General features: G+C 72.0%; 12 protein-coding genes. 7 read left to right on the top strand and 5 right to left on the bottom strand.

The window, feature by feature from the left end; genetic code table 11:
* Positions 1–3 precede the first annotated feature (3 nt).
* From corA to ACFYPS_RS15725, 4 genes are all read right to left on the bottom strand, one after another.
* Positions 4–1,152: a magnesium/cobalt transporter CorA gene (corA, locus tag ACFYPS_RS15740; protein WP_354967191.1), complete on the bottom strand. Its 1,149-nt coding sequence runs from the start codon at positions 1,150–1,152 to the stop codon at positions 4–6.
* A gap of 322 nt (positions 1,153–1,474) precedes the next feature.
* A complete protein-coding gene (locus ACFYPS_RS15735) occupies positions 1,475–2,569 on the bottom strand; it encodes a PLP-dependent aminotransferase family protein (protein ID WP_387325086.1) in 1,095 nt (364 codons plus the stop codon).
* A 106-nt stretch (positions 2,570–2,675) separates the two neighbouring features.
* The gene (locus ACFYPS_RS15730; RefSeq protein ID WP_387325083.1) at positions 2,676–3,134 is read right to left on the bottom strand and encodes an ester cyclase; all 459 of its coding nucleotides are present in this window, start codon (positions 3,132–3,134) and stop codon (positions 2,676–2,678) included.
* 101 nt (positions 3,135–3,235) lie between these two features.
* Positions 3,236–3,628, bottom strand: coding sequence for a cyclic nucleotide-binding/CBS domain-containing protein (locus ACFYPS_RS15725; protein WP_387325080.1), 393 nt, complete (start codon positions 3,626–3,628; stop codon positions 3,236–3,238).
* Positions 3,629–3,742: 114 nt separating this feature from the next.
* Here ACFYPS_RS15725 and ACFYPS_RS15720 point away from each other — a divergent pair, with 114 nt between their 5' ends.
* From ACFYPS_RS15720 to ACFYPS_RS15700, 5 genes are all read left to right on the top strand, one after another.
* Positions 3,743–4,192 carry an NUDIX hydrolase gene (locus tag ACFYPS_RS15720; protein WP_387325077.1) on the top strand — a complete coding sequence of 150 codons (450 nt, stop codon included), beginning with the start codon at positions 3,743–3,745 and terminating at the stop codon, positions 4,190–4,192.
* A complete protein-coding gene (locus ACFYPS_RS15715; RefSeq protein ID WP_387325074.1) occupies positions 4,189–4,956 on the top strand; it encodes a hypothetical protein in 768 nt (255 codons plus the stop codon). The genes ACFYPS_RS15720 and ACFYPS_RS15715 overlap by 4 nt, the downstream gene beginning before the upstream one ends.
* Positions 4,957–5,035: 79 nt before the next feature.
* Positions 5,036–5,767, top strand: coding sequence for a phosphocholine cytidylyltransferase family protein (locus ACFYPS_RS15710; RefSeq protein WP_354967186.1), 732 nt, complete (start codon positions 5,036–5,038; stop codon positions 5,765–5,767).
* Positions 5,755–6,822, top strand: coding sequence for an iron-containing alcohol dehydrogenase family protein (locus tag ACFYPS_RS15705; protein ID WP_387325071.1), 1,068 nt, complete (start codon positions 5,755–5,757; stop codon positions 6,820–6,822). The genes ACFYPS_RS15710 and ACFYPS_RS15705 overlap by 13 nt, the downstream gene beginning before the upstream one ends.
* Entirely contained in the window at positions 6,797–7,519 is a 723-nt protein-coding gene (locus ACFYPS_RS15700; RefSeq protein WP_354967184.1) for a CDP-alcohol phosphatidyltransferase family protein, read from the top strand. Before ACFYPS_RS15705 ends, ACFYPS_RS15700 begins: the two co-directional genes overlap by 26 nt.
* Before the next feature lie 106 nt (positions 7,520–7,625).
* Here ACFYPS_RS15700 and ACFYPS_RS15695 read toward each other — a convergent pair whose 3' ends face one another.
* Positions 7,626–8,894, bottom strand: coding sequence for a glycosyltransferase family 4 protein (locus ACFYPS_RS15695; RefSeq protein ID WP_387325067.1), 1,269 nt, complete (start codon positions 8,892–8,894; stop codon positions 7,626–7,628).
* A gap of 24 nt (positions 8,895–8,918) precedes the next feature.
* On the opposite strand from ACFYPS_RS15695, the gene ACFYPS_RS15690 reads away from it, so the two are divergent.
* Both ACFYPS_RS15690 and ACFYPS_RS15685 read left to right on the top strand, forming a co-directional pair.
* The gene (locus ACFYPS_RS15690) at positions 8,919–9,779 is read left to right on the top strand and encodes a DNA-formamidopyrimidine glycosylase family protein (RefSeq protein ID WP_354967182.1); all 861 of its coding nucleotides are present in this window, start codon (positions 8,919–8,921) and stop codon (positions 9,777–9,779) included.
* A 264-nt stretch (positions 9,780–10,043) separates the two neighbouring features.
* Positions 10,044–11,615 (top strand): sugar transferase, encoded by a 1,572-nt coding sequence (locus ACFYPS_RS15685; protein WP_354967222.1) that lies wholly within the window; start codon positions 10,044–10,046, stop codon positions 11,613–11,615.
* Positions 11,616–11,618: the final 3 nt, after the last annotated feature.

Genomic DNA, 11,618 nt, shown 5'->3' with positions numbered 1-11,618 from the left:
GCGTCAGAGCCAGCCGTTGCGGCGGAACCATCGGTAGAGGGCCAGGGAGACGCCGAGCATCAGGGCGAGTACGACGGGATAGCCGTACGTCATGTTCAGCTCGGGCATGTTGTCGAAGTTCATCCCCTCGACGCCCGCGATGGAGGTCCAGACCGCGGCGATGGCCGCCCACGCGGCGATCTTGCGCATGTCGTTGTTCTGGTCGACGGTGACCTGGGCCAGCCGCGCCTGGAGGATCGAGTTCAGCAGGTCGTCGTAGGAGTTCACCTGCTCGACGGTGCGGCTGAGATGGTCCTGCACGTCCCGGAAGTAGCGCCGAATCTCCTTCGGAACCTCCCGGTTGACCTGCGAGGTCAACGTCATCAACGGCCGCTGCAGCGGCACCACGGCCCGCTTGAACTCCACCAGCTCCCGCTTCATCTGGTAGATCCGCTGAATCCGCCCATGGCCGTTGCGGTCGAAGACCTCGGCCTCCAGCACGTCGAGGTCGTCCTCGATCTGCTCGGCGACCTCCAGGTAGAGGTCGACCACCCGGTCGGTGATCGCGTACGCGACCGACCACGGGCCCTGGAGCAGCAGGTCCTGCTTGGTCTCCAGGTCGGCACGTACCGGGGAGAGCCGGCAGGCGTCGCCGTGCCGGACGCTGATCAGGAAGTTCGGGCCGATGAAGAGCATCACCTGGCCGGTCTCGACGACCTCGGAGTTCTCGTTCAGCTCGGCATGCTCGCAGTACCGGGCGGTGCGCAGCACCAGGAAGCTGACGTCGCCGAACCGCTCCAACTTCGGACGCTGCTGGGCCTTCACCGCGTCCTCGACGGCCAGCTCGTGCAGCCCGTAGGTGTCCGCGATGGCGGTCATCTCGGCCAGTTCGGGCTCATGCAGCCCGAGCCAGACGAAGCCGTGCTCCTCGCGGCGGGCCGCGGCCAGCGCATCGGCGTACGTCCAGTCGCCGGGTTGCCGCTTGCCGTCGACGTAGAGCGCGCAGTCGACGACGCCGCTGCGCCCGGTGCCGGCCGGGGTCGGCACGGGCGGCGAGCCGTCGGCGTTGAGGATCCGGGTCATCGCCCGGACCGGTGACGGCCACGCCCGGGGTCGCAGCACCCGAGCGGCGTGCGACGGTGTGGTCCCGTCCTGACCTGCCCGATCCGTCATCGCGCCACCTCCCCGCGCTCGGCTGCGGCTTGAGGCTACGCCGATCCCGGCGGAGGGCACGTGTGACGGCGGTCGCGTGGGGCGACGCCGGGCGGGCCGTGCCGCATCGGGGGGTGTGGGGACGACACGGCCCACCCGGCGCCTGTGGGGGCGGGGGTTGTGCTGCACGCGTCACCGGGGCGGGGGTTGGCCCGGGAAAACCGGACGGCGATCTCCACTGCACCTGACGGGTGACGCTCGCAGCATTGTGAGCCGCCGGCCGCCCCGGCGGGAGTCCCGCGACGACCGGCATCGTCGTTCTGTCAGGAAATTGACAGAAAGCTCAGCCGCGGACGGCCTCGACGGCCGCCGCGAGCCGGCGGACACCCTCGTCGATCCGGTCGGCGGTGACCGCCGAGAAGGCCAGCCGCAGGGCGTGCTGCCCGCCGTCCAGCATGAAGTCGCTGCCCTTGACCACGGCGACCCCACGCTCGGCCGCCGCGGAGGCGAGCCGGTCGACCAGCACGTCGTCCGGGAACTCCACCCAGAGGAAGTAGCCGCCGTCCGGCTCCACGAACCGGGCCTGCGGCAGGTGCCGGCGCAGCGACTCGGCGAGCACCCCGGCCCGCTCGCCCAGCGCCGCCCGGACGGTCTCGATCGAGCGGTCGATGTCGCCGGAGACGCAGAACTGGTGCACGATCGCCTGGGACACCATGCCGGGCGAGATGTAGAGGCTGGTCGCGTTCTTGGCGATGTCGGCGATCAGATCCGCCGAGCCGACCAGGTATCCGACCCGCACGCCCGGGCAGACCGTCTTGGTGAAGCTCGACGCGTGCACCACCACGTTGCGGGTGTCCAGCGAGAGCATCGACGGCAGTGCCTCGCCGCGGAACCGGACGTCCGCGTACGGGTCGTCCTCGAAGATCGTGAACTCGTACTCCGCGGCCAGGTCGAGCAGCTCCCGGCGCTTCTCCAGGGAGAGCGTCATGCCGGCCGGGTTCTGGTAGTTCGGGATGACGTGCGCCAGCCGGGGCCGGACCCCGGACTCCAGCAACTTGCGCAGCTCGGCGGTGTCCAGGCCGTCCGGCTGGACCGAGACACCGTGCAGCTCGCTGCCCATCCGCTGGAGGTTGAGCAGCGTCCGGTCGTACGTCGGCCGTTCCACCACCACCGCGTCGCCGGGGCGGACCAGGTGGTCGAAGAGGAACGCGTCGGCCTGCAGCGACCCGTTGGTGACCAGCACCTGATTGGCTTCGACCCCGTGCTTCTCGGCGATCCACTTTCGCAGCGGACCGTAGCCGACGGAGGTGCCGTAGGCCGTGACCCCGGCTGGGTCGGCGTCGAAGGCGCGGATGGCGGCGGCCTTGAGCCCCTCGACATCGACGATGTCCAGCGAGGGAGCCCCACGGGCGAAGGAGATCAGCTGCTCGGCGGTCATGGATGTTGAGCGTACGGGCGGCGGCGGGGGACGCGCCGACGGCACGGCGATGTCCGCATCCTGAGCCACCGGGTCGGGTGACCCGGCTCCACCGGTCGGCGTCAGATCAGACCGGAAGGCCGAGCGAGTCGTGCTGCGCTCCCCGGGAAAGTCCCTCCAGCTGCACGCCGAGCGCGTCGAGGAGCTGGCTCCAGTCGAAGTAGGACCGCCAGGCGACGATCCGTCCCCGGCGGGCCCGAACCACGTCGGCCACGTCCCAGCTCACCGTGCGGCCGGTGGGCGCGACGGTGCCGAACGGCGAGTGCAGCGTGCCGGCGTGGGTGCCGCTCAGGCGCAGCTCCACGGCCGCGCCCCCGGCCGTGCGCACCGCGCCCAGCGGGTCGACCCGCAGGTCCGGGAAGGCGCCGGTCCAGGTCCGCAGCAGCGCGGGCAACTCGATCGGGCGGACCGTGACGCCCGGCATGGAGTAGAACGCCTCCGCGGCGTAGAGGTCCGGCAGCCGGGCCACGTCCCGACGCAGGAGCATGGCGTACTGCTGCTCGACCAGGCGCTCCGCGTCGCGCATCGGACCCTCCCCCACGGGCCACGGCGTCTCCGCTCCCGCAAGGTATCCCTACCCGTCGATCCGGCCGGCACACCTGCCCGCCCGAACCCCGGTGCGCCCGGTCAGATCGCGGCGACCACCTGGCTCTCCGCCCAGACCCGCATGATGTCCCGGACGGAGATCACCCCCGCCACCTCACGGCCGTCCAGCACCACCAGGTGCCGGAACCCGCCCCGGGCCATCGCGGCGGCCGCCTCGGCCACCGTCCAGTCCGGGCCGGCGTAGACCACGTCCCAGGTCAGGTGAGCGCCGGTGCGTTCCACGTCGCAGTCCAGGCCGGCGCCGATGGCCTTCAACACGTCGCGTTCGGTCATGATCCCGATCCCCTCGGAGTCCGGGTCGATCACGACCGCCGACCCGACACCACGGGCCGACATCATCCGGGCCGCCTGGCGGAGCGTGTGCTCCGGACCGACGACGAGGACCTGGCTGGACATCGCTTCCCGTACCTGCATCACGCATCACCCCTTTGGGACGGTGGCATCCGGTACCGACATGGTGGTCCGTGAATGACTCCTGGACAAGACCGGGCATCGCCGTTTCGCCGGCACGCTCGCTACTGTCGGACGGTGTCCACCGAGCCCCTGCGCTGCGCCGGCGCGCTGATCGTCGACCACGACGGCCGGATCTTCTTTCAGCGCCGCTCGCCGCACCGGCGCCTCTTTCCCAACTGCTGGGACATCGTCGGCGGCCACCTGGAGCCGGGCGAGGACGTCGACGAGGCGCTCCGGCGGGAGGTCACCGAGGAGACCGGCTGGACCCTCTCGCACGTCCTCGGTCAGGTGGGTGAGTACCACTACGTCGGCGACGACGGTCTCGCCCGGATCGAGCACGACTTCCTGGTCCGGGTGGACGGCGACCTGGGCCACCCGAAGCTGGAGGCCGGCAAGCACACCGAGTACCGGTGGCTGGCCGAGCACGAGGTGACCGTTCTGGACGAGCACCGCCACGTCAACGACGGGCTGATCCGGCGGATCGCGGAGGAGGGCTTCGCCGTCCTGCGGTCGATCGGTCTGTGAACACCGTCGAGCTGGCGCCGCACCGGTTCGCCGGTCTGCTCGCCCCGGCCGTGGACCGGGCCTTCGTCGCCGGCATGCTGGCCGGTCGGAACGGTGGTGGCGCCGAGCTGAGCCAGCGGTACGGCGGGCCGGCCGCGACCGGCTTCCTGGTGGAGCTGCGCACCCGGCTGGCCGCACCCAGCGGCACGGTGGACGGGCCGGGGTTCGCCGCGATCACCCGGTACCGCGACCCGGTCGTCTGCCACCGGAGCGTGGACAAGCACGTGGCGCACGGCATGATCCACCGCCGCCCGGACGGCGGGCTCTCCGCCACCGACCGCGGTGCCGCGTTCCTCACCGAGCTGTACCAGGTGCACGCCGAGGTCACCGAGGAGCTGTGGGCCGGGCAGGACGAGCGGGTGCCGCGGCTGGTCGCGGCGCTCGGCCGGCTGCTGGCGTACGCCCTGGTGCTGGCCGACGAGGAGGGGGACCGGGACGCGTCGGCGTTCGCCGCGATGGCGCCCCCGTACGAGCCGGACGGCACCCCGCCGGGCGTGCTGCTGCTCAACCGGCTCGGCACGATGCGCTACCACCGGGCCGACGCGCACGCCGCCGCCTGGACCGCCGCCGGGCACACCGCGTCGAGCATCGCCGCCCTGCCGGCCGGCCCGGAGCGGCTCGCCATCGAGCTGGAGACCGACCGGCGGGCGGCCGGCCCGTACGCCGTGCTCAGCGCGGAGGAGCGGTTGACCATGCTCGCCGACCTGGCGGCGCTGCCCGGCTGACCTGGTTGACCGGAGCGGCTCGTCCACGCGGGGCTATCCTCCACCGGTGACGGGGAGCAGGACGAGGGAGGATGTCGGGATGATCGGGATGGTGCTCGCGGCCGGGGCAGGGCGCCGGCTGCGCCCGTACACCGACACGCTGCCCAAGGCGTTGGTGCCGGTGGACGGGGAGACCACGATCCTGGACATCGCGCTGGGCAACCTGGCCGAAGTCGGGCTCACCGACATCGTGATCGTGGTCGGCTACGCGGCGGACGCGGTCCGCGAGCGGCAGGCCGACCTGGAGAAGCGGTACGGGGTCACGCTCACCCTGGTGCAGAACGACAAGGCCGAGGAGTGGAACAACGCCTACTCGCTCTGGCTGGCCCGGGAGTACTTCGCGCGCGGGGTACTGCTGGTCAACGGGGACACCGTGCACCCGGTGAGCGTGGAGAAGACCCTGCTCGCGGAGCGTGGGCCAGGCATCCTGCTCGCCGTGGACACGCTCAAGCCGCTGGCCGAGGAGGAGATGAAGACCATCTTCGACGCCGCCGGCCAGCTCACCCGGATCACCAAGGTGATGGACCCGGGCGAGGCGTACGGGGAGTACATCGGCGCCACGCTGATCGAGCCGCAGGTCGCCGACGCCCTCGCCGACGCGCTGGAGGCCACCTGGCGGCGCGACCCGAACCTGTACTACGAGGACGGCTACCAGGAGTTCGCCGACCGGGGTGGCGAGGTGCGGGCGGCGCCGATCGGCGACGTGCCCTGGGTCGAGGTCGACAACCACGCCGACCTGGCCCGCGCGCGGGAGATCGCGTGCCGCTACTAGCCCGAAGCGTGCTGACCCCGCTCCACATCGACGTGCGGCGGGGCGCGGTGGCCGACCTCGGCGCGATCCTGGCGGACGGGCGAATCTCCGCCGGCGGCGACGTCGCGGTGGTGGTCGGTCCGGGCCAGGGTGCCCAGATCGCCGAGCTGATCCGACCGTCACTGCGGTCGGCCGACGTGTTCACCGTCGCCGGGGCGACTCTGGACGCCGCCGACGACCTGGGCGCCAAGCTGCGCGCCCGCTCGTACGACGCGGTGGTCGGCATCGGCGGCGGCAAGACCATAGACGTGGCGAAGTACGCGGCCACCCGGCGGGGCCTGCCGATGGTCTCGGTGGCCACCAGCCTGGCCAACGATGGCATCGCCTCCCCGGTGGCGAGCCTGATCACCGATGGGATCAAGGGTTCCTACGGGGTGCACATCCCGATCGCGGTGATCGTTGACCTGGACTTCGTGGAAAGCGGTCCTGACCGGCACAACCGAGCCGGCATCGGTGACGTCATCAGTAACATCAGCGCGTTGGCGGACTGGGAGCTCGCCCGCCAGGTACGCGGCGAGCCCGTCGACGGACTGGCCGCGTCACTGGCCCGGGCGGGCGCCGAAGCGGTGCTGAACCATCCGGGCGACATGACCGACGACGCGTTCGTCACCGTGCTGGCCGAGGCGTTGATCTCCAGCGGCCTCGCCATGGCGGTCTGCGGCACCAGTCGCCCGTCCAGCGGCGGCTGCCACGAGATCATGCACGCGGTGGACGCGCTCTTCCCCGGCACCGCCTCGCACGGCGAGCTGGCCGGGCTGGGCGCGCTCTTCTGCACCTGGCTGCGTGGGGATCTCCGCCGCTTCGGGGAGATGTCGGCCTGTCTGTCCCGGCACGCGCTGCCCCGGCTTCCCGCCGAGGTGGGGCTGACCGACGACCAGTTCGTCGAGGCGGTGCAGTTCGCACCGCGCACCCGACCGGACCGGTACACGATCCTCGAGCACCTGGCGTTGTCGCCTACCGAGACGCGGGAGCGGCTGGCAGACTACGCCGGTGCAATCCGCGACCAGCTTGGCTGACCCCCGTCCCACCATCGCCGACTTCCACCGGGTGAACCGGGGCGGTGGTCTGTTCAGCGAGTCGATCAGCCAGTGGCTGGGCGCCGCCTTCGCGCTGGTCGCCCAGCGGCTGGGGCTGCGGCCGACCACGCTGACCATCACCAACCTGGTGCTCGGGTTGGCGACCTCGGTCACCGTGGTGGCGCTCGCCGGCCCGGTCGCGGCCGGTGACGTGCCGGCCTGGGTGGTCGGCGTGCTCGCCCTGGTGGGCTGGCAGGTGGCGTACTCCCTGGACTGTGCGGACGGGCAACTGGCCCGGGTGACCGGCCAGGGCAGCGCGGCCGGTGCCCGGGTCGACGTGCTGTGCGACGTGGCCGCGCAGATCGCCCTGGTGGCGGCGCTGGCCGCCACGGCGGTGGCGCAGGAGCCGTCGACCCCGACCTGGCTGGTGGCGACCTTCGCCGGCACCTGGATGGTCAACCTGGTCACCTCGGTGATGCAGGCCGGCCCGAACGCAGCCAGCATGGTCACCTCGACCTCGCTGCCGGTCCGCCTGGTGAAGCTGGTCCGTGACTACGGCGCGGTGATCTTCGTGGCCGCCCTGGTGCTGGCCGTGGCCCCCGCGCTGGTCCTCTGGGTGATCGTCGCGTTCACCATCGTCAACGGCGGCTTCCTGCTGGCGAGCATCGCCTTCTCCGCCCGCGCCTCCATGCGCTGACCCCCACCGGGTCCGCCGGTGCGCCGGCCGCCGGAAGGGGGGACGGCCACCCTGGGAAGCAGCGGGCGGTGGGCGTGGCGGGCGGTGGGCGGAAGCACGGCCGAGGTCAGCGGCGGTGCGCGGTACGGGCCATGCCGGCATAGATGTTGATGAGCTGCTTGGTGACCACGTCGGGGTGGAAGGTCCGCTCGTAGCGGGCGCGGGCGGCCGGGGCCAGCCCGGCGGCACCGGCCCGGGCCACCGGTAGCGCGGCGGCCAGCCCGGCCGGCTCCGGGGCGACCACCCAGCCGGCCTCACCCTGACCGATTCCGGCCGGCATCGGCGACCCGCCGCCCCCGGCGACGGCGGAGGCGACCTCGGCCGGCCCGGTGCCGGCGGGCTCGTGCGGGGCGTCCGCCCCAACCAGGTACGGGATGCCACCCAACGCGGTGCCGAGCACCGGCCGGCCACTGGCCATCGCCTCGATGATCACGGTCGGCAGCACGTCGTGCCACATGGCGGCGGCGATCACCACCGCGCTCGCCTCGACCGCCGCCCGCACTCCGGCCCGGTCGAGCTGACCGAGGTAGACCACGTCGGGTCGCTCGGCGGCGGCGGCCTCCACCAGCGGGCGCAACTCGCCGTCCCCGGCCACGCGCAGCGTGCCCAGTGCGCCCACCGGATGCCGGCGCCAGGCGTCCAGCAGCAGGTCGACGCCCTTCTCGGGGCTCAGCCGGGCCATGAAGAGAAAACCGTCACCGAGCGGCGCGGGCCGGCCCGGATCGGGCACGGCGTTCGGCTTCACCACGATCCGTTCGTCCGGAATGCCGTAGTCGCTCAGGTGGTCGGCGATCGCCGTGGTCAGCGCGATGTACCGGTCCACCGACCGCCAGGTTCCCCGGTGCACGGCCAGGGTGGTCGCCATCAGCGCACTCTGCGCCGCCGAGTCGCGGTAGCAGCGATGCTTGATCGCCGGCACCCCCAATGCCCGGCCCTTGCAGTCCTGACAGATCACGCCGTCGCGGAAGTAGATCCCCGAGGAGCAGACCTGTCGGTAGTTGTGCACCGTCTGCACCACCGGCACGCCGTGCCGGTGCGCGGTCCGCACCACCCAGGGCGAGAGCAGCGGGTACGGGTTGTGCAGGTGCAGCGCGTCCGGCCGATGCTCGGTGAGCAGCCGGCTCAGGTCGTGCTGGGCCCGGGGCGCCCAGATCGGCGAGATCGGCAGCAGCGCCTTCGCCACCTTCGACATCGACGGGATCTCGTCCGAGCTGCGAATGAACGGCAGCACCTCCACGCCGGCGGCGGCGAGCTGAGCGATCTCCGAGTCGACGATCGTGTTCTCGCCGGAGGGCTGGGCTTCCCGGTACCGGTTGTGTGCCACCACGATTCTCACGGGAAAGAAGGCTACCGTTGGCTGGTGCCCGAACTACCGGAGGTTGAGGCGCTCGCGGGTTACCTGCGACAGCGCGCGGTGGGGCGGCGTGTCGACCGGCTCGAGGTCGCCGCGATCAGCGCCCTGAAAACGTACGACCCGGCACCGACCGCGGTCGCCGGGCGGGCGGTGGTCGACGCCCGCCGGCACGGCAAGTTCCTCGACGTGCTCGTCGAGGGCGACCTGCACCTGGTGGTCCACCTGGCCCGGGCGGGTTGGCTGCACTACCGGGAGGCGTTCCCGGCCACCACCCCGCTGCGCCCCGGCAAGGGCCCGATCGCGCTGCGGGTCCGCCTCGACGACGGTTCCGGGTTCGACCTCACCGAGGCCGGCACGCAGAAGAAGCTGGCCGCGTACCTGGTCACGGACCCGTCGGCGGTGCCCGGCGTGGCCAAGCTGGGCCCGGACGCGCTCGCCGCGGACCTGCCCACCTTTGCCGAGCGGCTGCGCAGCCGGCGCGGGCAGGTCAAGGGGGTGCTGACCGATCAGGCGGTGCTGTCCGGGGTGGGCAACGCGTACTCCGACGAGATCCTGCACGCGGCGAAGCTGTCCCCGTTCGCGATCACCGACCGGCTCACCGACGACCAGCTCGCCACTCTGCACGCGGCTACCCGGCAGGTGCTCGGCGACGCGGTCCAGCGGTCCCTCGGGCAGCGTGCCGCGGAGCTGAAGGGCGAGAAGCGCTCCGGGTTGAAGGTGCACGCCCGCACCGGCCTTCCCTGCCCGGTCTGCGGTGACACCGTGCGGGAGGTGTCGTTCGCTGACTCGAGCCTTCAGTACTGCCCGACGTGCCAGACCGGCGGCAAGCCGCTCGCTGACCGACGGTTGTCCCGCCTCGTACGGTGAGTAATCCCACTCGGCGATTACGGAGCGGAATCGACCCGACTGGGCCGAAGCGCCGGTCCACGGTTCCCGCCACACGCGCATCCATCGGTATAGTGGCCCGGTCCCCGGCTTCTGAAATGGTGCGGAGCCGGCCAGATCCCGCCGGCACCATCGGTCGCCAATCCTTTCCGGGGCCGCGACCGGTCGGATCCCGCGTGGGAGACTGGGACGGTGGGCGACCCGGGCCCTCACGGCGAGTGAGCGGCACGTGTCATGCGGGAGGACATGGGTGAGGTGACGGCAAGCCTCCAGCGCCCGGTAACCAACGAAGGCCGGAGCAGACTCGTGCGGCACGTCGACAGCTTCGAAATCCAGCCGCCGACCCCGCCGTCGCACAACGGCGTCCCCCGGTCGGCATGGGCCAGGGCGCGACGCCGTGTCTCCCGCTGGCACCGCCCCTACACGGCGATCCTCCTCGTGCTCGATTTCGGGGCGGCGGCCTTCGCCAGCTGGATCGCGATCCAGCTCTTCGATCAGGCGGCCTCCGGTTTCTCCGGCACCAAGCAGGACCCGACCTGGTTCCACACCATCTCCTATCTCCTGCTCCCACTCGGTTGGGTGATCATCCTCTGGGGCAACCGGGCCTACGACCGGCGTTACCTGGGGCTCGGGCCGGACGAGTTCAAGCGCGTGATCCGGGGCGCGGTGACGGTCGCCGCGAGCGTCTCGTTCCTCGCCTTCGCCACTGTGACCCAGCTCTCCCGGTACACGGTGGGCACCGCGCTGGTGGGCGCCACCGTGCTGATCCTCTGGGGCCGTTTCGTGGCCCGCTGGGCGCTGCACTACATCCGCCGCCGGGCCGGCCAGGCCGCGCACCGGATGGTGCTGGTCGGCACCCTGCCGGAGTGCCTGGAGGTCTACGCGGCGGTCACCCGCAGCCCGAACGCCGGGCTGGTGCCGGTCGCCATCCACATCACCGACGGCTACGCCGCGGCCCGGGGGATGCCGACCCCGGTGCCGGTGCACGCCGGCCGGGACGTGCTGGCCCTGGTCCGGGAGGTCGGCGGGGACACCATCGCGATCTGCGGGTCGGCCAGCGCCGAGCCGGGTGAGCTGCGCCGGCTGGCCTGGCAGTTGGAGGGCTCCGGCGTCGATCTGGTGGTCGCGCCCCAGCTGACCGACATCGCCGGTCCCCGGGTGCACATCCGGCCGATCGAGGGTCTGCCGCTGCTGCACGTCGAGGAGCCGACCCTCTCCGGGCCGGCGCTGCTGGCCAAGAACCTGATGGATCGGGTCGCCGCCGGCCTCGGTCTGCTGCTGCTGGCTCCGCTCTTCCTCTCCATCGCCGTGGCGATCCGGATCTCCGACCCCGGGCCGGTCTACTTCCGCCAGCCGCGGGTGGGGCACGAGGGACGCACGTTCCGGGTGTGGAAGTTCCGGACCATGTACGTCGACGCCGAGGACCGGCTGGCGAGCCTGGTCGACCGGAACGAGACCGACGGCATGCTGTTCAAGATGAAGGAGGACCCGCGGGTCTTCCCCGTGGGCCGCTTCCTGCGGGCCACCTCGCTGGACGAGCTGCCGCAGCTGATCAACGTGCTCTGGGGTGAGATGTCGCTGGTCGGGCCCCGCCCGTTGCCGGCCGACGATGGCGACTTCCTGGGCGACGTGCGCCGCCGGCTGCTGGTCCGCCCCGGCATGACCGGCCTGTGGCAGGTCTCCGGCCGCTCGGACCTGTCCTGGGACGAGTCCGTCCGGCTCGACCTCTACTACGTCGACAACTGGTCGTTGGCGTACGACCTGAGCATCCTGTGGCGCACCGTGGGGGTCGTGCTCGCCCGCAAGGGCGCGTACTAGGGG

This window comes from Micromonospora sp. NPDC005087 (assembly GCF_042872965.1).
GTDB lineage: Bacteria > Actinomycetota > Actinomycetes > Mycobacteriales > Micromonosporaceae > Micromonospora.
This window is presented reverse-complemented; position numbering and strand designations above follow the sequence as displayed.